The organism is Acinetobacter ihumii (genome assembly GCF_900625095.1).
GTDB classification, from domain to species: domain Bacteria; phylum Pseudomonadota; class Gammaproteobacteria; order Pseudomonadales; family Moraxellaceae; genus Acinetobacter; species Acinetobacter ihumii.
Genome location: NZ_LR130760.1, coordinates 1,796,187 through 1,818,592 on the forward strand (window position 1 = coordinate 1,796,187; position 22,406 = coordinate 1,818,592).

Annotated in this window: 24 protein-coding genes; 14 read left to right on the forward strand and 10 right to left on the reverse strand. The window is 39.7% G+C overall.

All coding sequences use genetic code 11. The features are described from left to right. Window positions 1-2 precede the first annotated feature (2 nt). The gene (locus E0D95_RS08470; RefSeq protein ID WP_130803446.1) at window positions 3-971 is read right to left on the reverse strand and encodes a CE1 family esterase; all 969 of its coding nucleotides are present in this window, start codon (window positions 969-971) and stop codon (window positions 3-5) included. A 181-nt stretch (window positions 972-1,152) separates the two neighbouring features. Here E0D95_RS08470 and glyQ point away from each other — a divergent pair, with 181 nt between their 5' ends. The 4 genes from glyQ to E0D95_RS08490 all read left to right on the forward strand — a co-directional run bounded on the left by glyQ (window position 1,153) and on the right by E0D95_RS08490 (window position 5,605). Further along, window positions 1,153-2,139 (forward strand): glycine--tRNA ligase subunit alpha, encoded by a 987-nt coding sequence (gene glyQ, locus E0D95_RS08475; RefSeq protein WP_130803447.1) that lies wholly within the window; start codon window positions 1,153-1,155, stop codon window positions 2,137-2,139. Next, on the forward strand, window positions 2,139-4,238 hold the full coding sequence (gene glyS, locus E0D95_RS08480; RefSeq protein WP_130803448.1) for a glycine--tRNA ligase subunit beta: 2,100 nt from the start codon (window positions 2,139-2,141) through the stop codon (window positions 4,236-4,238). Before glyQ ends, glyS begins: the two co-directional genes overlap by 1 nt. A 70-nt stretch (window positions 4,239-4,308) precedes the next feature. Further along, complete coding sequence (locus E0D95_RS08485) at window positions 4,309-5,028, forward strand: adenylate/guanylate cyclase domain-containing protein (protein ID WP_130803449.1); 720 nt, start codon at window positions 4,309-4,311, stop codon at window positions 5,026-5,028. Then, window positions 5,021-5,605, forward strand: coding sequence for a hypothetical protein (locus tag E0D95_RS08490; RefSeq protein WP_130803450.1), 585 nt, complete (start codon window positions 5,021-5,023; stop codon window positions 5,603-5,605). Before E0D95_RS08485 ends, E0D95_RS08490 begins: the two co-directional genes overlap by 8 nt. Window positions 5,606-5,660: 55 nt before the next feature. On the opposite strand, the gene E0D95_RS08495 is transcribed toward E0D95_RS08490, so the two are convergent. After that, window positions 5,661-6,548, reverse strand: a complete 888-nt coding sequence (locus E0D95_RS08495; protein ID WP_130803451.1) for a DMT family transporter — start codon at window positions 6,546-6,548, stop codon at window positions 5,661-5,663. Between the two features lie 104 nt (window positions 6,549-6,652). On the opposite strand from E0D95_RS08495, the gene E0D95_RS08500 reads away from it, so the two are divergent. The 3 genes from E0D95_RS08500 to E0D95_RS08510 all read left to right on the forward strand — a co-directional run bounded on the left by E0D95_RS08500 (window position 6,653) and on the right by E0D95_RS08510 (window position 8,703). After that, window positions 6,653-7,525 carry a LysR family transcriptional regulator gene (locus E0D95_RS08500; RefSeq protein WP_130803452.1) on the forward strand — a complete coding sequence of 291 codons (873 nt, stop codon included), beginning with the start codon at window positions 6,653-6,655 and terminating at the stop codon, window positions 7,523-7,525. A gap of 86 nt (window positions 7,526-7,611) precedes the next feature. Further along, on the forward strand, window positions 7,612-8,001 hold the full coding sequence (locus tag E0D95_RS08505; RefSeq protein ID WP_130803453.1) for a hypothetical protein: 390 nt from the start codon (window positions 7,612-7,614) through the stop codon (window positions 7,999-8,001). Window positions 8,002-8,187: 186 nt separating this feature from the next. Beyond that, on the forward strand, window positions 8,188-8,703 hold the full coding sequence (locus E0D95_RS08510; protein ID WP_130803454.1) for a hypothetical protein: 516 nt from the start codon (window positions 8,188-8,190) through the stop codon (window positions 8,701-8,703). 116 nt (window positions 8,704-8,819) lie between these two features. On the opposite strand, the gene E0D95_RS08515 is transcribed toward E0D95_RS08510, so the two are convergent. Beyond that, a complete protein-coding gene (locus E0D95_RS08515) occupies window positions 8,820-9,782 on the reverse strand; it encodes a 2-hydroxyacid dehydrogenase (RefSeq protein ID WP_130803455.1) in 963 nt (320 codons plus the stop codon). A 318-nt stretch (window positions 9,783-10,100) separates the two neighbouring features. Between E0D95_RS08515 and E0D95_RS08520 the strand changes: the two genes are divergently transcribed. Further along, entirely contained in the window at window positions 10,101-10,688 is a 588-nt protein-coding gene (locus E0D95_RS08520; RefSeq protein ID WP_130803456.1) for a hypothetical protein, read from the forward strand. A 125-nt stretch (window positions 10,689-10,813) separates the two neighbouring features. On the opposite strand, the gene E0D95_RS08525 is transcribed toward E0D95_RS08520, so the two are convergent. Continuing rightward, window positions 10,814-12,085, reverse strand: coding sequence for a hypothetical protein (locus E0D95_RS08525; RefSeq protein ID WP_130803457.1), 1,272 nt, complete (start codon window positions 12,083-12,085; stop codon window positions 10,814-10,816). A 177-nt stretch (window positions 12,086-12,262) separates the two neighbouring features. Then, window positions 12,263-13,111 (reverse strand): aldo/keto reductase, encoded by an 849-nt coding sequence (locus E0D95_RS08530; RefSeq protein WP_130803458.1) that lies wholly within the window; start codon window positions 13,109-13,111, stop codon window positions 12,263-12,265. Window positions 13,112-13,317: 206 nt separating this feature from the next. Between E0D95_RS08530 and E0D95_RS08535 the strand changes: the two genes are divergently transcribed. Together E0D95_RS08535 and E0D95_RS08540 are read left to right on the forward strand one after the other, a co-directional pair. Beyond that, window positions 13,318-14,106, forward strand: a complete 789-nt coding sequence (locus tag E0D95_RS08535) for a class I SAM-dependent methyltransferase (RefSeq protein WP_130803459.1) — start codon at window positions 13,318-13,320, stop codon at window positions 14,104-14,106. Between the two features lie 18 nt (window positions 14,107-14,124). After that, window positions 14,125-14,673, forward strand: a complete 549-nt coding sequence (locus E0D95_RS08540) for a hypothetical protein (RefSeq protein WP_130803460.1) — start codon at window positions 14,125-14,127, stop codon at window positions 14,671-14,673. Between the two features lie 45 nt (window positions 14,674-14,718). On the opposite strand, the gene E0D95_RS08545 is transcribed toward E0D95_RS08540, so the two are convergent. Both E0D95_RS08545 and E0D95_RS08550 read right to left on the reverse strand, forming a co-directional pair. After that, entirely contained in the window at window positions 14,719-15,279 is a 561-nt protein-coding gene (locus E0D95_RS08545; protein WP_130803461.1) for a hypothetical protein, read from the reverse strand. Between the two features lie 243 nt (window positions 15,280-15,522). After that, window positions 15,523-15,996 carry a Holliday junction resolvase-like protein gene (locus E0D95_RS08550; protein WP_130803462.1) on the reverse strand — a complete coding sequence of 158 codons (474 nt, stop codon included), beginning with the start codon at window positions 15,994-15,996 and terminating at the stop codon, window positions 15,523-15,525. A gap of 121 nt (window positions 15,997-16,117) precedes the next feature. Here E0D95_RS08550 and E0D95_RS08555 point away from each other — a divergent pair, with 121 nt between their 5' ends. Next, complete coding sequence (locus E0D95_RS08555; RefSeq protein WP_130803463.1) at window positions 16,118-16,762, forward strand: ParA family protein; 645 nt, start codon at window positions 16,118-16,120, stop codon at window positions 16,760-16,762. A gap of 133 nt (window positions 16,763-16,895) precedes the next feature. Beyond that, the gene (locus tag E0D95_RS08560) at window positions 16,896-18,005 is read left to right on the forward strand and encodes an AI-2E family transporter (protein WP_130803464.1); all 1,110 of its coding nucleotides are present in this window, start codon (window positions 16,896-16,898) and stop codon (window positions 18,003-18,005) included. A 191-nt stretch (window positions 18,006-18,196) separates the two neighbouring features. Here E0D95_RS08560 and E0D95_RS08565 read toward each other — a convergent pair whose 3' ends face one another. The 3 genes from E0D95_RS08565 to E0D95_RS08575 all read right to left on the reverse strand — a co-directional run bounded on the left by E0D95_RS08565 (window position 18,197) and on the right by E0D95_RS08575 (window position 19,109). Next, window positions 18,197-18,451 carry a CPCC family cysteine-rich protein gene (locus tag E0D95_RS08565; RefSeq protein ID WP_130803465.1) on the reverse strand — a complete coding sequence of 85 codons (255 nt, stop codon included), beginning with the start codon at window positions 18,449-18,451 and terminating at the stop codon, window positions 18,197-18,199. Between the two features lie 120 nt (window positions 18,452-18,571). Further along, on the reverse strand, window positions 18,572-18,862 hold the full coding sequence (locus E0D95_RS08570; RefSeq protein WP_130803466.1) for a type II toxin-antitoxin system YafQ family toxin: 291 nt from the start codon (window positions 18,860-18,862) through the stop codon (window positions 18,572-18,574). Then, window positions 18,849-19,109 (reverse strand): type II toxin-antitoxin system RelB/DinJ family antitoxin, encoded by a 261-nt coding sequence (locus tag E0D95_RS08575; protein ID WP_130803467.1) that lies wholly within the window; start codon window positions 19,107-19,109, stop codon window positions 18,849-18,851. The genes E0D95_RS08570 and E0D95_RS08575 overlap by 14 nt, the downstream gene beginning before the upstream one ends. 331 nt (window positions 19,110-19,440) lie before the next feature. Between E0D95_RS08575 and E0D95_RS08580 the strand changes: the two genes are divergently transcribed. Together E0D95_RS08580 and yccS are read left to right on the forward strand one after the other, a co-directional pair. Beyond that, window positions 19,441-20,052 carry an NAD(P)-dependent oxidoreductase gene (locus tag E0D95_RS08580; RefSeq protein WP_130803468.1) on the forward strand — a complete coding sequence of 204 codons (612 nt, stop codon included), beginning with the start codon at window positions 19,441-19,443 and terminating at the stop codon, window positions 20,050-20,052. Between the two features lie 185 nt (window positions 20,053-20,237). Next, window positions 20,238-22,388 (forward strand): YccS family putative transporter, encoded by a 2,151-nt coding sequence (gene yccS / locus E0D95_RS08585; protein WP_130803469.1) that lies wholly within the window; start codon window positions 20,238-20,240, stop codon window positions 22,386-22,388. Window positions 22,389-22,406 lie beyond the last annotated feature (18 nt).

Below are 22,406 nucleotides of genomic sequence, written 5' to 3' on the forward strand. Positions count from 1 at the left end.
TTTTAACGCGCGTATTGTCTAAAAAAAGACCAAATTACTTGAGTCGCATCAAAACCCTCATCATGATGATCAACTGTTGGCCAAACGTGTTGCCCTTGAGTCACATCATAAAGCACAACATCGGCTTTGCAGTTTAGACCTTTTTCAATCCTCAACATCGCAGTTTTCTGTACCAGCATATTCCCTTGACATTGATTGTTTGTTTTCCAATAGTTCATGGCATAAGTCACTGATTGGAACGACTGTTTTTGGGCTCTGGCAACAAAATGGGTTGGACTCATACCTCCATGAAAAGGCACCACAGAATCCTGCTCACCATGAATCATTAAAATAGGGACAGGACTTTTTGCAGCAGTTTCATTTCCAAATAATGCACCCGAAACTACAGCTACTGCTGCCAGTTGACTTCCCATGCTGATGGCTAGCTGATGCGCCAGCATCCCTCCATTTGAAAAGCCAACCATATAGATTTTGTTATGATCTATTGGGGTATTTCGTGAAACATCTTTTAAAATTTGTTGAACAAATTCAAGGTCATTGACTTTCTTCTTCATGGCTTCGCCACAGCAGCCTTGTGCATTCCATGTGCCCATTCTGGCATTTGCACCTATACCCTGCGGCGCAATTAAAATAAAGTCTTGTTGCTCTGCCATGGTTTGCCAGCGTTTCATCATTTGACTGGCATTACCACCGCCTCCATGTAAGGCAATCACCACAGGTAAGTTATGTATTGTAGAAGAAGAAGCTGGCTCGTAAATTTGATACGTCCGCTGCATGCCATCGAAGTCTATTCGCCGTGTTGACTGTTGCACATGCTGCATCGTTATTCGTTGCTCAATTCTTTGTTTGATTTTCTCTGCTATAAAACCATTGCCATCCCATGCGGCTTGTACGTATTGGCAAGAGATGCTTAAGGCAATGATGGAAGATGTTAAACTCAATGATTTCGCTGATTTTTTTATAGGAGTCATATATTTGAGCCTCTGTGTCCCCTTTATCATGATATTCAATTTACGCTTAAATTCAGTAGAAAAGATGAAGTTTGATCTATGCTACTTTTTATTCATAAGAACTCGACAGAACCTTTGCCACTCTCCTTTAAAATCCTTATACTTGAACGCAATTTTTCTCTAATTTTTTAATGGATGCACCATGAGTCGCGCCATATCGCATATTGATACCTTTCAGGGCTTAATTCTTGCCCTACAAAACTATTGGGCAGAACAAGGCTGCGTGGTTTTACAACCTTATGACATGGAAATGGGCGCAGGAACTTTCCATACCGCAACCTTCTTACGTGCGCTTGGCCCTGAAACATGGAATGCCGCTTATGTACAACCTTCACGCCGCCCAAAAGATGGCCGCTATGGTGAAAATCCAAACCGCTTGCAGCATTACTACCAGTTCCAAGTCGTACTCAAGCCAAACCCAGATAATATTCAACAGCTTTACCTAGACTCCCTCAAAGCAATTGGGATTGATACTTTGACTCATGATATTCGTTTTGTCGAAGACAACTGGGAATCTCCAACCCTCGGTGCTTGGGGCTTAGGCTGGGAAGTCTGGCTCAATGGTATGGAAGTCACTCAGTTTACTTACTTCCAGCAAGTCGGTGGGGTTGAATGTTACCCTGTCACAGGTGAAATCACTTACGGTCTTGAACGTTTAGCGATGTACCTTCAAGGGGTAGACTCGGTTTATGATCTGGTTTGGACCAAAGGTCAGTTTGGCACCGTGACTTATGGAGATGTGTTCCATCAAAATGAAGTGGAACAGTCCACCTATAACTTTGAATACGCGCCAGTCGATAAACTGTTTGAGTTGTTTGATTTTTATGAATCAGAAGCGGTTCGTTTAATAGACGCAAAACTGTCTTTACCTGCCTACGAACAGGTAGTGAAAGCCTCGCATACCTTTAACTTACTCGATGCACGCGGTGCAATTTCTGTCACTGAGCGTCAACGTTATATTTTACGCGTACGTACTTTAGCCCGTGCTATTGCGCAAAGTTATGTTCAGGCACGTGCTGAACTCGGTTTCCCAATGGCAGAACCTCATTTACGTGATGAAGTTTTAGCTCAACTTAAAGCCCAAGCAGACAGTGATGCAGCCAAAGCACAAAAAGCGGAGAACAAATAATGAGTCAACATACGGTCTTATTTGAACTTGGCTGCGAAGAGTTGCCACCAAAAAGCTTAAAAACATTACGCGATGCATTACAGGCAGAAACCATCAAAGGTTTAACCGATGCAGGCTTAAACTTTGCAAGCGTTGAAGCGTATGCTGCACCACGTCGTCTTGCACTTAAAATTATAGATGTGGATGGTGCTCAAGCAGATACGCAAAAACGCTTTGATGGCCCTGCCCTGCAAGCGGCTTATGACAGCGAAGGTAAACCGACCAAAGCCCTTGAAGGCTTTATGCGCGGTCAAGGCATTGAAGCTGATCAAGTTTCAACCTTCCAAGCAGGAAAAGTTGAAAAAGTGTGTTATTACAAAGACATCAAAGGTCAAAGCCTTGATGAATTATTGCCGAACATACTACAAACAGCTTTGGACAATTTACCCATTGCCAAACGCATGCGTTCCGCGGCAGAGCGTAACGAGTTTGTTCGCCCTGTCAAATGGATGGTTTTAATCAAAGATAGTGAAGTGATACCAGCAACAATTCAAGGTTTAACTTCTGGTGTTAAAACAGAACAAGGTTTTGAGACAGGCAGGTATAGTTTAGGACACCGTTTTCATCATCCAGACATGGTTAAGATTGAACATGCAAATGACTACTTAACCGTTCTTGAAAACGCTTATGTCATTGCTGACTTTGAAAAGCGTCAAGCTTTGATTCAAGACCAAGTCAAAACATTGGCAGATGAAGTCAATGCCACTGCGATTGTCCCTGCTGACTTACTTGATGAAGTAACTGCACTGGTGGAATGGCCTATTGCACTACGCGCTACGTTTGAAGAGCGTTATTTGGCAGTTCCGCAAGAAGCCCTAATCACCACCATGCAGGATAACCAGAAATATTTCTGTTTGGTCGATGCTGAAGGCAAACTACAGCCGTATTTCATTACTGTTTCCAATATTGAATCAAAAGATCCAACTCAAATTATTGAAGGTAATGAAAAAGTCGTACGTCCACGTTTGAGTGATGCAGAATTCTTTTTCTTACAAGATCAAAAACAACCACTGGCGAGTCGTAAAGATAAATTAGCCAATATGGTATTCCAAGCTGAATTAGGTACGCTTTGGGATAAATCTCAGCGTATTGCCAAATTAGCCAGCCAAATTGCCACGTTAACGCAGGGTGACAGTGCTGCCGCAGAACAAGCTGGTCTTTTAGCAAAATGCGATTTAACTTCTGAATTGGTCGGTGAGTTCCCTGAATTACAGGGTACTGCGGGAACCTATTATGCACGTTTGGAAGGTTTACCAAGCGAAGTGGCAGATGCCATTGCTGAACAATATTTACCGCGTTTTTCAGGGGATGTGTTACCACAAACCCAAACGGGTACGGCACTCGCATTGGCAGATCGTTTAGATACTTTGGTCGGTATTTTTGGCATTGGTCAAGCACCCACAGGTTCAAAAGATCCGTTCAGCTTACGCCGTGCAGCCATTGGTGTATTGCGTCTATTGATCGAAAAAGAGTTAGATCTGCCATTGGTCGAACTCACTAAAATTGCCTCTGAAAACTATCATGGCAAGTTACGTGAGCCAGTGAAAGCGCAGCATGAAGCATTGAACTTTATCGAAGCACGTTACCGCGCGATGTATGAAGATCAAGGCGTTGCCATTGATGTGATTCAGTCTGTTCAGGCCTTATCACCAAAATCACCACTGGACTTTGATCATCGTGTTAAAGCCGTTAATCACTTTAAAACCTTGCCAGAAGCACAAGCTTTAGCGGCTGCCAATAAGCGTGTTGCCAATATCTTGGCGAAAGAAGGTCAGATTGTCGGTGAAGTAGATGCAAATCTATTGATTGAAGATGCTGAAAAAGCGTTATTTGCTGCATTGCAAACAGTGACTCCAGTGGTACAGCCATTGCTTGAAGCGCATAACTATACCGATGCATTGTCACAATTAGCGTCTTTACGTGAACCGATTGATGCGTTCTTTGATAGCGTTATGGTGATGGCAGAAGACCCTCAATTGAAAGCCAACCGTTTGCGTTTACTAGCACAGTTACGTGGTTTATTTACTGCGATTGCGGATGTAAGTATGTTGCAGGGTTAAGCCTTTAAGATTATTGATTTTTTAAATAAACCTCGCTATAAATTAGTGGGGTTTATTTTTGGAATAACTAATGGAAGCAAACTATAAAGAATATGATTTTGAAAAAAGTCGTGAAAGAATTGATGAAATCTTGAATGCTTCTGAAAATAATTATCTTGAAAGTAATCAAATACCGAGCATTGATAACTTAACATACACAAATGGCTATCATATCAATTGTTCTGCCTTATTTATTGACATACGCGGCTCAAAAGAGTTAGCAACAAAACATCAAAAAAAGGTTTTAGCAAAAATTTATAGAGCCTATATTTCAGAACTTGTTGCCTTACTTAATGGAAATCCAAATATTAGACAAATCTATATTGAAGGTGATTGCGTTTGGGGTGTATTCAATACAGAAACTAAAGATCAAATCGATAAAGTTTTTCAAACTGCTTTTGAAGCTAATTCATTAATTCAAACACTTAATATAAAACTAAAGAAAAGGTCCTACTCTCAACTTAAAATAGGTATAGGATTACATTATGGACAAGCATTAGTTATAAAAGCTGGCTATAAAGGAAGTGGTATTAATGAAGTTACATGGATTGGTGAGCTTATTGGCAAAACAGCACAATATTGTAGTTACGCCAGTAAAGGATATAGGAAAACTATTATCTTATCTGATGTGTTTCATCAAAATTTAAATGAACATAATAGAAGTCTTTGTCAAAAAGTAAGTTATACGGATTACTATGAAGGTGACATTGTTAGTACCTATATGAATGATTGGGTACAACAAAATGGATAAATCCACTTTTTTACAGTCTGCCATTCAAGACACTCAACAAAATATTCGTGCTATTGATTTTAAAATTGGAGCATTGCTAGCAGGTTGTATTGTTCCATTTCCACAAATTAGAACTATTTATGAGTTTTTAAGTTCCAACGGACTTTGGTGGCAACAAGGTTTAGCTTGGATTATTTTTTCAATTTGGCTAATTGCTGTTTTAATTCTATTGGCAGCACTTTCAGCTATTGATAATCCTAGTAAACATATTAATGATGGCTATGCCCAAAAAGGTACTTATTACGGAGGTGGAATTTTTAAATTTAATTTAATTAATGGATTCTTGCGTACAGATATTCGCACCAATAAAACTGTATTAAATTATTCTAATGAATTAGATGATCCCAATTTTCCATTTATAAATGAACTTGCTTTTGAACATCTAAAATTAATCTATATTCGTGATTTAAAATTATTTAGGCTCAAGTTTGCTGTCGGTTTGATTGCTTGCTTAATTTTTCTTGGATCAATTTCATTCCTAGTAACACCAAATGTCAAAAAAATAGAAGTGCAAAATACACAGCAGCAGGAACACTAAGAAAAAATTTCAAATGTTTACTACGAGTTGTTATAGCTATCCAATTAATAATAATTTATATTTTCCAATTCATCCACCCGATACTGCCCACAATCATTAATCCTCCAACCAACACATATATCGATGGTCGTTCTCCTAAAAAAAGCACCGCAATCAACATTGCCACCAACGGCGTACAATACAAAAAATTAGACGCCTGCATTAACGGCATGTGCTTGAGTACATAGCCCCAAAGCAAATACGCCAATGCACTCGGAAAGAGCCCTAATAGGACTACTGCAATATTTGCCTGCCACGTTGCATCCTGCATTTGCGCTATCAGATCAGAACCATAAAACAATAAAGGCAGCGTTCCAAACCAGATCACATAACACATCATACTGATCGAGTCATAAGGCAAATTAAATTTTTTATACAGTACAAAATAAATCGCCCAACACATTGCCGCGAGTAAAATCAATAAGCTATGTGCATTCGGCAAAATCAAACCCTGATCACCACTGACCACCAAAATTGCACCAGCCAATCCCAATACGATGCATACGCTTTGTTTCAGTGAAATTTTATCTTTAAAAACCAATGCTGAAATAATTAAGGTAAACAATGGAATCGACTGACTTAAAATACTTGATGCCGTTGCGGTGACATACTGCTGTCCCGTATTGATCAACACATGATGCAAGGTCACAGAACATAAACCCAATATTAAAAATAGAGGAAGATCACGTATTTTCGGAATCATTATTCCTTTTTGCAATGCAATGACCAGTAATACAGCCGAGGCAATCAAAAAACGCAACAGTGCAATATGTTCAGGTGAATAAGATACTAAAGCACTGTGTACCCCTACAGGTGAATATCCCCAACACATCACCACTAGAGCAATGTAGAAATAGAGTTTGAGGGGCTGGTGGTTAACAAATGAAATGGATAAATGATGCATCGAACATAACCAGATATAGGCTTTGTTGCATCATAAATGGATAGATGATTGAATAAAATTAACTTATATTAATCTTATCATTCATTTTTATTCAATCACAAAACATGGATATCCAACAACTGAGAATGTTTCAAAGCATTGTAGAATGTGGCAGCATGGTGCAAGCAGCCACCAAGCTGCATTGTGTTCCATCGAATATCACCACTCGCATCAAACAACTTGAAGAAGAACTCAGCGCACCGTTATTTTTACGTGAAGGCAAAATGCTGAAACTGACGGCTTCGGGCGAAGTGTTTTTGGAATATTGCCAAAAAATTTTAGCCTTGTGTGATGAAGCCAAACGCAGTATTCACCCTGATGCAGCCCCATCAGGGCCATTAAGAATTGGCGCGATCGAATCTTCAGCAACCACTCGCTTACCACGTCTGCTGGCTGAATATCACCAGCAGTATCCAGATGTTTCGATTCAAATTACCACAGGAACATGGAAACAACTTTTACAAGATGTACTTCAGCATAAACTAGATGGCGCGATTGTCGCGGGACAGATTCAATTCCCATTGCTACATCAACTTGAAATTTATCAGGAAAATATGGTGCTCATTGCAGCACCCTCCATCGGTAAAATTCACTGTCAGGAAGATTTGATCGATAAAGAAATATTTATGTGGACGGAGGGTTGTCCTTATCGTGCAGCACTTGAAGAATGGCTCAAGTTAAAGAAGCTTGCTTTGCCCATGACGGGCATTACCAGTTATGCCACGATTATTGGCTGTGTCAGTGCAGGTTCTGGCGTGTCCTTAGTTCCACAAAGTATTTTTGAACAATATAAAAGTATGACCCATCTTTGCGCTTATCAATTCCCCCATCTTGCCTCCATGCAAAATCAATTTTTCTGGCATGAAAATGTGCAACAGCATAAAGCCCGTGATGCATTTATTGCTTTATTAAAAACAGAATTTTCAAATAAAAAATAGCGTCTTTTTTTGCTGCTTTACTCTAGCTGAATAGTCAAATAGCGTTATACTTATGCTCAATAACAACACATGTAAGCCATTAAATGATGAAACTTAATCCTCTTTTTTTAGTCACCGCGACCTGTTTAACGCTCACAGCATGTTCAACGACTCCCCCTCTTCCAGAAACCACTGTGGGCGTGATTGAAGAAGTGACCAACATCAAAGCCTTTCCTGATACCAAAAACAATAAGGCAAAACTGATTAAGATGGGAGATCACTGTAATATTGAATTTACGGGTGTTCTGGATGCCGCTCGCGCACGTGAAAACTGGGTATTTAAGGGCAATACTTTAATTTCAGCTGGAACGGTGATTGTTGCCAAAGATGGAACCAGCTCAGCCAAGTCGTTTGATTTGTATGACAAACAGGTACAAGCCAATTTCCTTTCACTTCGTGACAATTTCAAAAAAGAAAACGTCGCTGCTTGTGAATAGTGAATAAGTTTGGGGGTTTTGTCCTTCATGTCTGTTAAGGGCAAAACCTGTTTGGTTGTCCTATTTCACTCCTTGAGTGTATATCCCTTGTAGCAAGCTGTATCAGTTTGATCTCTTTTATTTTTAAATTGAGCGGATCTCGCTAAGATGATTCACATTACAGAATCAGGAAAAAGGATGGCTAAAATGCTTAAGCATGCCCTGTATGGTGCAACACTCAGCTTGTTTGTTATTCTACCCATTGCAGCCAGTGCTAATGAAACTGTGACTCCGCAAGTAGCAAACTCCTCTACAGATCAGCCTAAAAGCATGCCTTATGGTGATAATCCCAATATTTTTCGGGTACTCACTTATAAAACTGGACAAAGCATTAGCCGTTTAGGCAACTCGATTCAGCGTGGTGCGGATAAATCTTCCACCAAAATCAGTGAAAAATGGCAAGACAGCAAAGCGTATGGTGCAGAGCAGTCACAGGTTGCTCAACAAAAAGCCAGTGAAGCAAAAACGTATACTGAACAAAAGTGGCAGCAAACCAAAGATGCCGTGGTCGGTACCAATGGGGGTACAGTGCCTATTGAGCAAAGTAGTTTAAGTCAATCTTCAGCCGCACCAGTGGCAGCCGCCCCTGAAAGCACACCTTCTGCAACTGCAATGCCCGCGACAACACCAGCTGCACCATTGCCTGAAAGCGCAAATCCTTAAACATTAGATTTCATCCATCACTGTTTTAGCTCTTTTCGTTTTCGCGCCAAGAGAGAATTAAAAGGAACTGATGAAAGAAATCTATTGAGGGCTTCAAAACTTTAGACTTAAAAAATTTAAGAATTGACCTGACGTACAATTTGACCCGTAATAAATCCTTGTGCATTTTCAGCCAATTGTTCCACCATGCGTTGTCTGGATTGAACACTGCCCCAAGCAGCGTGTGGGGTGATGATTAAATTCGGAAGATCTGCATCTAGTAAAACATTGCCGTCTTTAGGCGGTTCAACGCTGAGTACATCTGTTGCTGCACCTGCAATTTTTCCATGTTTTAAGGCATCTAATAAATCACTTTCATGCACAATACCACCACGTGCGCAATTGATTAGAAATGCAGAAGGTTTCATCATATCAAAGGCGTTTGCATTGATCAGATTTCGGGTATTTTCTGTCAATGGGCAGTGTAGGCTTAAAAAATCGACTTGAGGCAATAACTCAGACAGCTCTAATCCATGGGCATGTTTAGGTCGGTTTGGAATATTTGCAATGCGGATCTGCATACCAAACGCCTGAGCCAATCGTGCGACTTCCTGCCCCAACTCACCGTAACCGACGATGCCCAAAGTCTTTCCAGACAACTCCATAATCGGATAGTCCAGAAAACAAAATTGTGATGATTGCTGCCAGCGTCCTTGTCGAACTGCGCTATCGTAGTGTAGCAATGACGTGGCTAATACAAGCATTAGGGTCAAAGTGTGCTGTGCAACCGAAGCAGTTCCATAGCCCTGACAATTACACACCACAACTCCCTGTGCTGTGGCTGCTTCCAAATCGACATTGTTGGTGCCTGTAGCAGAAATTAAAATCAACTTTAGTTGGGGAAGTTGTTGAATAGTTTGTGCATCAATGACGACTTTATTACTAATGACGACTTCAACATTGGTTAATCGCTCGACCACTTGTTCAGGTGCTGTACTTGCATACAACTGAAGCTCACTAAAACAAGCCCGCAAAGAGCTAAAATCCAGATCATTCATGTCCAGTGAACCATAGTCTAAAAATGCGGCGGCTAAACTCATCATGTACTCTTATGTAAATTGATAAATGAAAAGTCAGCATGCACGATGAACAATGCATACTGTTTATTTCTTCATGTACATCTGACTATCTATCTGAAATTACAATGCGTCAAGGCAGATTTCGCATAAATCCATCATTTTACCTCCTGTTTAAAATCTTATTTTTCTCATTCTCCACAATTTCTCCTTCACTTTAAGATCACGGTTAACTGCTTGTAATTTTTTTGAACTGAGTCACACATATCCCACTTTGTTGATTATGATAGCCACGTCGATCACTTATCATGAGATAAAGTGGATTCACAAAAGGAAAGAAAAATGAAAATGATGAAAACTGCTATTTTAACTGCAAGTATTTTAGCTTCTGCAACCGTGTTTGCAGGTAATGCTTCTGTCAATGTCGGCGCAAATGCTCAAGTCGAATCAGACGGCGTGCTTAGTCGTATTGGCAATGGGGTAAAAACGGGTGTTAGCAATACCGCACATGCAGTTCATTCTACTGCAACCAAGGCAACTGATGCCACAGTCAATGCAGGAAGTCATGTCGCACACAAAACCCATGATGTAGCCGTAACAGCCAAAGATAAAACCGTAAATGCGGCTGAAAAAGTAGGTGACAAAAGTCAGCAAGCTTGGCAAAGCACCAAACAAGGAACAAAGAAAGCTGTTGCAAATACCAAAGATTTCAGCGCAGAGCAAAAAGCCAAAGCTGAATCACGCTGGGATGCAACTAAAAATGCTTCAGCCAACAGTGGCATCAATGCCAACACACAAGCGGGTGTAAAAGTCGGTTCAGTCAATGCCAATGCAGGTGTTGCGGCGAATGCATCAACACGTAATTTAGGTGTTCAAGGTCAAGCAGGCGTTGAAAGACAGCCAACCAAACAAAACACTGCGACTAACTAAGCCGCTCTAGCACTTCTAGCCAATTATTAGTCGAATCACATCAGCACAGGGACGATCAATCGTCCCTGTGTGCGTTTCATCCTCAATTTAAATACACCATAAATTCAATATTCTATGCAGCAGCGCTAAATGGTTTTAAACTTTTCTGCATCTTGTGTTGAATTTTCAGTAAAGCTACAGACGCCATGTTCGTCACTATGCAGATTCAACTGTTTATAACTCAGGACAAAGTAATCTGTGTATTTTTTAATTAAAATTGGGCTCATGTCGGTACTCAATGCATCATCTTCTTTAAATAGTTTCATCACACGTCGGTCATTCATAGCCACGATATAACGTTCAGCATTAATCACAATTTTGACAATACCGCTACTTTTGGCATGAATACTGATGAGATATTTATTATTGAGTTGTACCGCATCTACCCGATAACTTTCTAGCTTATGGCTAATCAGATTAAACACCAGATGTTGTCCAAAACGATCCTGCAATTCTCCACTGGCTTCAAGTTGTGAAATTGGCAAATTCACTTTAATACCTAATTTTTGCAGATCTTGTTCTGTGACTTGTCGTTTGCTTAACATGACACGGGTGATCAGTTGCTTTAAATTGGCATCAAAATATTGATCATCCAGATGCAATTCATTATTTCTTAAAATACGCCCTAGTGCAGCACTATGCCGCGACATTAAATTTGCAATCACGGTACGATAATAAAACTTGCTATTTTTCTTTACGCTACGCATTTGCTGGTAAAAATAGCCCTGATCATACGGGTGGCGAATAAAATCATTCAGTAAACTTGAACTTGCCAAGACCGCAAGGGCATCATGTCCTGTAAAGGGTAGTTTCAGAGTATGTAATGCTGGAATGATTTTTTTGATTTTTAAGTAATGTTCACGATCTTCTTTATAGTAAGGATCATAAACCACAATATACTCAGTTCCAGCACTGACATCGTTCGATTGAATTTGCATATCACGGTTTAAGTTGACATCAAAGAACTCGGCATAACGGCGGTCTTCGACTTGCTGCGGATCAATACTAAATTGCGGAACAAAGGCAATCACACGCTTCATGTTAAGCAATTTGGCATATTTAATGGTGGCATAACCGCCCATCGATCCACCATAGCCGATAATAGATGCAAACTGATCGAGTATTGGCTGCACACTTTCCATCATCTGTTGCATAGATGCTTGCGGAAACCATGATTTGAGTTTGGGCATAATCCCCAGCACATTATAATCATATTTCATCAATGATTTTTCGGCATTAATACTTAGACCTTTGGCACGGCTAATTAAGTCTCCAAATGAAATCACCAATTCGCTGGATGTACCTTTTAGAAAAATAACGCGGATGTGTTCGTCTTCAAAAATAATTTGTTTGTCCATTCGACTACCGAAAAATAGTGACTGCGCTAATGGCACTGGCATCAGTCACAAAAATGCTGGAACTTATTATTTTATAAGGACTGTGGTAAGAAAACAGGGCAAAAGTTACCACAATGTTGCAATCTTGTTTTGCCCAATCCGCTTGCTTTCTCCTGACAGTATCTTTTTTTCGAGGCTTTAAAACTCTTCATACACCGCAGGATCCTGATCGGCTAAACGACCATCGGAACGTGTCAATTGATTAATCTGTTGCATCTGCTGATCACTTAATGAAAAGTCAAAAATTTGCTGATTTGCCAATTGATTTTTATCACTGCTCGATTTTGGAATAGGAATTACCCCCAATTGATGTTGCCATCTTAAAATCACTTGCTGTACAGAATAATCCAGCTCCTGTGCAATCTTTTTTAACGTTTCATTTTCATTGACTTCACTGCCACGACCCAGTGGACTCCACGCCATGGTTAAAATTTGTTTGGATTGATCATATTCGCGTTGTTTGGATTGATTAAAATAAGGATGTAGTTCAATCTGATTAATCACAGGTAAAACCCCTGTTTCACGCTGCAAAGTGTCAATATGTTCAGGCAAAAAGTTACTTACCCCAATCGACTTAATCAGCCCTTCATTCTGGGCATCAATCAGAGCTTGCCAAGCTTCAACATATAAACCCTGTTTTGGATTTGGCCAATGAATTAAATATAGATCGAGATAATCCAGTTGCATCCGATATAAAGATTCTTGAATCGTTTGACGCGCCTCGTCATAGGCATGGTGTCGACCGGGTAATTTCGAAGTAATAAAAAGCTCTTCACGCGCTAAACCCGATTGGCGAACCGCTTCTCCAACAGCTCCTTCGTTTTCATAATTAAATGCCGAATCCAGCATACGGTAACCATGACCTAGGGCACGCAGCATCACCTCAACCCCTTCGCTGGCTTTTAATGTATATGTCCCAAAGCCCAAGGCTGGAATTTGATGACCGTCATGTAACTGCAAATTCGGAATTTTTATGTGTTCAGTCATGTCTGATTCTCTTTTATTCATTACTATTGAGCTTCGTTTTTAGCATGTAAAACACGACTACACTGCTGTATCCCCATATAAAAATGTTATAAAACTCATCAAATTGTATGAGAAATGCTATTGGCTAGCAGGCTTATGTCTTGTAAAGGTACATAATAACGGCATGCTACATCCTGTAATTATTCTTTATTTAATGAGTCTGAGCTATGCAACCCATTCATCACACTGCACAACAGGGTTTTAGTCAAACGGCGGCACTTTATCAGCAAGTACGACCAGATTATCCCAAGGAAATCGTGAATTGGCTCAAGCAGGAATTAGATCTAAATCAGGCTTCGCGTGTGGTCGATTTAGGTGCAGGCACAGGTAAATTTATTCCTTACTTGCAGCAACTCAGCTCGGAGATTATTGCTGTTGAACCTGTACAGGCCATGCGCGAACAACTTCATTTGGCTTACCCTGAGGTCAACCTTGTAGATGCGTATAGCGCAAATATTCCACTGTCTGCCCAAAGTGTAAATGCCGTGCTATGTGCACAATCATTCCATTGGTTTTCTAACCTTCAAACATTGACCGAATTAAATCGAATATTAAAAACAGGCGGACATTTAGGGCTAATCTGGAACCAGCGTGATGTCAGTGTCGACTGGGTCAAAGCTCTGGCCGATGTGTTACAACCCTTGGAACAAGATACGCCACGTTACCATAGTGGCAACTGGAAAAACGTTTTCGAAGATCAACAACTTTTTGAGTTTTCTGGTGTTCAGACCTTTACCCAAACCCAAAAAGGAAGCGTTGAGCAAGTGGTCAGTAAACGACTGCTCTCAACCAGTTTTATTGCCGCGATGCCCATACAACAACAATTAGAACTTAAACAGCAATTTGAACAAATTGTTTTTAAATTTAAAGGGTTACAGGTGCAGGATGAAATTGAATTTCCTTATATTACCTATGCTTATCATTATAAAAAACGTGAACCCCTGATAAATCTTTAAAATGAGGAATCCTTCTTTATGTCAAACTCCAGCAAAATTAATCTGTTTATTCTTCCTGTATTATTGGGAAGTAGCCTGTTGCTTTCTGCCTGTAATAAAAATAAAGAGAATCCTCCAGAGCAAGCCACAACGCAACAAGCACAGGATGAATTACAAACAGCACCCGTTAAAGCCTATCCTGCCACTGAAAATGATGCACACGATATTGCACTGCTTGATGATTTCGATGAAAAATTCACTGCAATGAGTGATGATATGGAAAATGAACTGGCTCAGATGCAACAAGCTGGCAATTTAACCCCAGAATTTGAACGAAATCGCAAGCTTGATCATATTCAATCCGCTTTAAATATGCTCAAAGAACTCGATTTAAAAACCGCACAAGGTCGCTATATTCAAGGCATGTTATATCAATATTGGGAGTCACAAGGACAGTTGATTCAGCAGCACACTGCTTCAGGCACGAGCCAAGATAGAGCTCAAGCCATAACCGCAAAAAATCTAGCTGAATATTTACAAGCACAAAAACAGCTCAAACATTGGAAGCAACAGCAAAAAGCATCTTAAATCACTTTTATACTGTGTTAGGTAAGCGGCATTCCGCTCTGTCGCTTATATTTTTTGGTGCTCAATCCACTGGATAGAGTGAACACGAAATACCTCACATGCGCCATCGCCGACACCACCGGGTGTCAGGGACGATGTCCACACCAGATTATTGTCTTTGACTTCAACCAATTCACCTTTTAGACGAACCAAGTCTCCTCGTTTGACTTGAGTAATTTGTTTGGCAATATCAGGATTGGCTGGAATAATATGCATATTCGACACCAGTTTCATCGCCTGATCAGGCGGCACAGGTAAGGTCTGTAAACTCCAGTTCAGGTAACGATCATACTGGTTAATTTTGATCTGCGAGGCAATTTGAGGATGCGCAAATAAACCATAACTGACTGCAAAATCAATCGGAGAAAACTTGGCTTGTTCATCATCGCGATATTGCTTGGAACCCAAAATTCGAAAATCACCTTTGAAGGGCTTTAATACCGAAATAGATTGCCCCTGTGCTTTTGGTGCAAGTCCTTTCGCAATATTATAATCACTGGAAGCTGAAGCACTGGCTTGCCCAATCCACAACGCAGTCATCAATCCCAAAGCTAGATGCTTCAACATTTTATATGCTCCTCCGCAACCATCGAATATGACACCCAATCATCTCATTTTATTCCTTTCATCTTATGCCTAAAACTCATAAAAAATAGGCATATTGGGTAACATTAAAGATTAATTTGGTGTTTTTTTGTCTGCGGCTTTTTATACCTTATGTAAGGTTGAAGCAGTAAAATTTGCTTTATTCTTTACGTAGCAGGATACACGTACAATAACTCAATAAATTCATTTTTCAAGATAGGCGAGTTAGCCTTGATCATCAAAATCTATTCTTAAGGTTTCAAAACGAACCCGTCCCTCGCGTATTGCCTGCGCAATGGCTTGTTGACCTTTCGTGAGTCGTGCCCCACCGCTTTTTATGTCAATCAGGACGACATCAATATCTTCAGCTAAACCCTCTCCATCACGAAAATCGGTATATCCATCAAAAACAACATAATCCACAGGATCACCCAAAAATTTGGCGTCACTGGGCAAGTAACAAAACTCAGGCAACATTGGTGCGAGTTGCTCTGCCATTTTTCCTTTTAAAACCGCACGACTGGTGTTCACACTACGCTTTTGTGCCTGAAGCAAGCTTTGCTGATGCTCAAGTTGTAACTGTGCAATATATTGTTCGTATTCTGCCTGAATCCGTCCATTTCTCGTGTTGGACAATATGATGGTGGTGATGACGACCCCAATACATACGCCAATTAACATTGCCATCCAGATGGACATGATTTTACCTGCTAGAAACTTTGCTTAACACTTTAAATAAGCGCAAGACTTTTGTCATGTGTAACCTTTCACTGATAAAAAAATGCTAATCTAATTTCAGATACGGAGAATAATCTTAGGCATGAAAACCATACTTATAGCAAATCAAAAGGGTGGATGCGGTAAAACCATTACAGCCATTACTTTGGCATCAGCTCTGGCACAAAAAGGATATAAAGTCGCACTTGCCGATGCAGACAATCAAAAATCCGCTATGCAATGGCTGAAACAGCGACCTAAAACGGCGTCTTCTATTCAAACGCTAGACTGGCGTCATGAAAAATCGATTGGTGATGCACCCAAAACACTGGATTATTTAATTATTGATGCACCGGGTGCGCTCTCAGGCGAACATGCCGAACAACTAATCAGTGAAGCACATGCGATTGTAACGCCGTTACAACCTTCTTTTTTTGACATTGACAGCACCAAGCGTTTTTTAAAACATTTACAGGACATTAAACGGATTCGTAAAGGCAAGGTGAGCATTCATTTACTTGCCAATCGCATGAAAACCAATAGCTCTAGCAGCAAAGATATCCAGCAGTTTTTTGAGAAAATTGAACAACCACCAATTGCAGCCATTTCTGAGCGCAGTGCTTATGGTCAATTGGCGATGCAGGGTTTGAGTATTTTTGACCGTTCCCAAAAAAATTTCCTGACTTTACAAACTCAATGGCAACCTCTTTTAGATGTATTAATTGAAGATCATTCAGAATGGTTCTAGGCATTTTTAGGCGTTAAAAAACCAAGATATTTTTGCATGCATTTTAACAACGTAATGAAACTCAACATTTATTTTCGTATCGCTGTTTTTCAGTTAAGATGAATCGTTCAGTGTTAGCCCAATAGAGAGTTCAGTGCAACAATACGCGCCAACAATACAACGAGCTTTATTGTTCGGATTACTTATTATCCTGATGCTTTTGGGATTCCATATCCTGAAATATTTTATTGTTCCTGTGCTCTGGGCGGCCATCATTGCTTATATGACATGGCCGATTTATCTATTTATCCAGCGTTTGTTTGGAGCACACCGCCCGAGCTTAAATGCATCTATCATGATTTTAATGATTATTTTAGTGATTGGGATTCCCCTAACTTTTGCTGTATTTATTTTGCAGCACGAAGGACGTAATTTATTTTTCGAATTACAAAAACAGATTTTTTCAGGCCATTTAGATGTGCCTGATTTTATTCGGGAATTGCCTATTATTGGTAAAGAAATTAGTCGGACTTTAAATGAGATCAACACTGACCCCAATAGCATCACTCAAAATGTAGCGATCTGGATTCAGGGACATATGGGTTATGGTCGTTTTGTGCTGAGTGAAATCAGTAAAAATCTGGTTAAATTAGGTTTTGCACTGCTATCGCTATTTTTCTTTTATCGTGATGGCCCCACTATTTTAAGTCAGGTCAGCAAAGCCATGGAAATGGTGATTGGTCCTCGCGTTCATCATTATTTAGATACGATTTCTGAAACCACACGTGCGGTGGTCTATGGCGTGGGGTTAACGGCTGTTGCACAAGCCATTTTAGCGGGTCTGAGTTATTTTGTAGCAGGTGTACCAAACCCAATGGTGCTCACTATTGTCACTTTCTTGTTGGCTCTCATTCCTTTTGGAACGCCTGTGGCTTATAGCTCAGTGGCACTTTGGTTATTTTCACAAGATCAGATGGTGGGTGCGATTGGCGTCATGATCTGGGGCGTTTGTATTGTGAGCACCTCAGATAATGTCATTCGACCTCTGGTGATTTCTGGTGCAACCAAGATTCCGTTTTTGTTGATTATGTTTGGGGTATTGGGTGGACTCGCCAGTTTTGGTTTAGTGGGTCTGTTTATTGGTCCTGTCATTCTGGCGATTCTACTGGCAATTTGGCGTGAATGGTTGCATGAAACCATTGAACCAGAACCGATGCCGAAAACCACCATGATTTATGATGATCTGGATGAGCCTAAAATTTAATTACTGAATGTTTTAACGTTTTGAAGCAAATGAGTTGAGCCGATTGATATCAATCGGCTTTTTTATAGAGTTTTTTAAAGGTGAAATTAAATTGATTCAATAGATTTTTTATCAAGGTCATAAAACTAAAAATTGTCTTAAAGAAGACATTTTTGTTTATTTTTAGAATACAACATATAAGCACTATAATATTAATAGGGGTATTCAGACTCATATGGTGTTCGGACATTTTTTATTGATCCTTGTTCTTTTGCTCCAAATTTTTTAAAATTAATACGTGCTTGATTAAGAGATGGAATATTTGCTCCGCCACTAAACTCAGGATCATCATTCTGTACAGGATCATTTTCCCAGAAACAGACAGGGCAAATATCGTAATCGTCATTGCTCGGCTCAGACCTAGTTAAAAAACCACAGCACACACATGGATATGTATCTTCTTTCAATTATTCCCCCCTATGTTTTCTAGAATTAGCACAATACACTTTATGTAAAATCAAAAATGAGCGTTATCAACTCTCATTTTTGAAGATACATTTTAAATTTTGTTGTTGAAATTAGGTCAATCAAATTGCCAATTCACTATGGCTACCCAATCGAATTAATTTCAAAATGAGCAGCTCATCTTCTTCAGTTTTCTTATAGATTAAAACAAGATCTGGCTTGATATGACAATCACGATGACCTACCCAATTACTGACTAAAGCATGGTCACGATACTTTTCAGGTAAAGGTTCATCGGCTTGCAATAACTCTAAAACAGTTTGTAGTTCAGCATCTAGGATTCTTCGATGCTGACCTTTTTTCTCACGCTTATAGTCTTTCTTGAATGCTGATGTGTACTTAATCGTCCGCATTCAGATCAGCCATTAAATCTTTTACAGAAGTAAAGCTTTTTGCTTTGCTGAGATCTTCTCCCATTGCCGCAGTGGTTTCAGCATTCGGTTGCCAAATTTCAAAAGGTAGAGCCTTTTCTTTAGCTACTTTTGTCAACAACAAACGAATTGCATCTGAGACAGTTAAGCCCATTGTTGCGAGAACTTCTGTTGCTTCATGCTTAATGTTCTCATTAATGCGAGTAGTTACTAGTGCATTTGAAGCCATATTAAGCCCCCTTGATTAACATTGTTAATCAATACTATATTCCTAGATGAAGAAAAGTTCAATTCGTATATGCACCATTATGTTAAATGCATATCAAGAATCATCTGGGAGAGGCCAAGTAATATTATTATGAAATTGCTCATACCAATTAGTGTCTTATATATTCATCACTAGCTCTATCAAAATTACTATCCAATTTAAATTTCTTATTCATACTTCAACACTTATACCCAAACTGTTACAGGGCATGGACATAAAACGAACGTAATTTACAGCAGAATTTGTCATCATAAATCTTTCCAAAATTTTATTAGAACAAATGAGGACGAACATGAAAATTGCATTAATTGGCGCAACAGGTATGGCTGGTTCACGTATTTTAGAAGAACTAGTGTCACGTGGAAACTATGTGAAAGCGATTGCACGGGATACTCATAAGGTGGCAGATACAGAACGCGTCCTGACTGAAAATATTGATTTGAATGATCATGAGGCATTGGTAGACGCACTTAAAGGTCAAGATGCTGTCATTAGTGCGGTACGCTTTCAGGGTCTGGATGCCAATGCTCTTATTGAAGCAATTCGCGACTCTAAAGTAAAACGTTACGTGGTGGTAGGCGGTGCAGGCAGCTTGCATGTACCAAATCAAAATGTACGCGTCATGGATACACCAGATTTCCCAGAGGCTTATAAAGCAGAAGCTGAAGGTGCTGCAAATTTTCTGGATAAACTCAAAGAAGTTGATGATCTTGACTGGACATTTATTTCACCTTCTGCCGAATTCGGTCCAGGTAAACGTACTGGCGAATTCCGTTTAGGTAAAGATGAACTATTGGTCGGCGAAGAAGGCAGTAAAATCTCAACAGAAGATTTCGCTGTAGCACTTGCCGATGAGCTAGAACATAACAATCATGTTCAACAACGTTTCACGGTCGGTTATTAAACTGATCATTTCATTTTGATGATTCAATATGAGTCAGATTGAAATACTCATTTTATGAAATATGATTATTTCATGGGATGCAAAAGAAGCAGTTTGCCTGCTTCTTTTTTTGTTTATTTTTCAACAATTGACAGGGCGTTAAAAAAAGCTCAACCTTACTGGGAATACGAATTTTCTGATCTTAAATGAACGGTCTGACCCGATTTTTAAAACCCTATCAGGTGAATGCCACACTGGTATATTGCCTTCAAATTTTTATTGTGTTGATGGGCACTACACTCGGACTTCGCTGGCTCGGACATGATGAATTGATTGTACCTGTCACGCTCGGTGCGATCGCCACTGCCCTGACTGACTTTGATGATCGTTTGAGTATCCGTTTAAGAAATTTACTATATGTCAGTATTTTATTTTTTAGTGTTAGCAGCATTATTGAATATTTAGCACCGTATAAAGCACTACTGATTTTATATCTCTCCCTTTCCAGTGGTTTTTTAATCTTATTGGGTGCACTGGGGCAACGCTATGCCACCATCTCCTTTGGAACGATTTTACTTTCTATTTATAGCCTATTTGGTTTAAGTGAATATCAGCATTGGTACCAACAACCCCTGTATTTTGTTTATGGGGTACTCTGGTACGGTCTGAGCTCCGTTGTCTTTTTTCTAATTAAACCCACGCTTGCTGTTCAAGATAATTTATCTCACGTATTTCAAGGCTTAGCCGCAGTACTCAACACCAAAGCACGTCTGTTTGACCCTGATAATAAAGATAATGTCGAACAGCTTTTGTTTGAACTTTCAAATGAACATGCGCAAGTGGTACAAGGTTTAAATGTCACTAAAGCATCCCTACTCACTCGATTAAAAGCTTCAAGAGTCAATAAAAACAGTATTTATTGGCTAAATCTATATTTTGTTGCACAGGATATTCATGAACAAGTCAGTGCCAATTATTTACATTATGAACAGATCCAACAGAACTTTAGCCGTAGCGATCTGATTTTTCGTTTTCAAAAAAATATTCGGCTGTTAGCACTTTCTTGTCAGCAATTATCTGAATGTATTTTACGTAATGAGGCATTTACTCCTAGTCATGATCCAACAGATGCTTTAGAAAATCTGGAGCTTTCGCTACACGACTGGATTCACGATCATCCTCATAACACCGAAGTTAAAAATCTAAAATTGATCGTTCAGAACCTCAAAGATTTGCATGATCAACTCAGTCATTTACATGATGTGCAGCACACCTACCCTGAACGTTTTCAACAACATGTCGATAATTTAAATCTGCTGGATGATGATATTCACGGCATCAAAGATTTATGGCTTAAATTTAAACAGCACTTGAGCCCTAAATCTGCCTTATTCCGTCACGCAACTCGAATTGCATTTGTCTTTGCCGCAGGCTCTTTAGTCTCACTGCTTCCCTTTGCTCAAAATGGTTACTGGATTGTGCTGACCAGTTTATTTGTTTGTCAGGTGACCTATTTCGCCACCAAAAGCCGTTTAAAATTAAGAACATTAGGAACATTACTCGGTGTCCTTTTAGGTCTGCCCATTTTGTATTTTGTTCCAAGTGTTGAAGGTCAATTGATCATCACCGTCATTTGTGGCGTGTTTTTTTTCTACTTACGCCAAAAGAAATATGCACTTGCAACTTCAATGGCCACCTTAATGGTTTTGCTGATTTTTAATCTTAAAGGATTTGGCTACAGTATTATTGCCCCGCGTATTCTGGATACACTCATTGGCTGTGGTATCGCATGGTTTGCCGTAAGTTTTATTTGGCCTGACTGGAATTTTCGTAATATTTCCAACAACATCCTAAAAAGTACGCAAGCCATTATTGATTATTTCAAGGCGGTGGTTGAACAGTACCAAACTGGACGAAACAACAGTGTACAGTATCGAACGGCTCGACGTCTGGCGCACAATTCGCAAACTGAACTTTCCAGTATGATTTCCAGTTTAAGCGCAGAACCACATCCCAATCCGCAATTAATCCACTCTGCTTTTCGTTATCTGGTCTATAGTCATAGTCAGCTGAGTTATATTTCAGCTTTGGGAAGCCATCGCGAGAAAATTGAAGATCAGCATATTTTAGACTTACTCATCTGGTGCAAAGAAACCTTAGAACAGGCTTTGATTGATCAGCGTCCACTTCATCCTCAAGATATGAGCAACAAATTAGTAGAAATGAAAACTCTGGCGCAGCAAGCTTCGACTTCAGACTATGACCTTTTGATTTTAAAGCAAATTAGTTTATTGATTGAAACCTTGCCAGAGTTATTAATCTTAAAAACAGAATTACTCCATTTAGAGATTAAATAAGGTTGCTATTTTTAGATG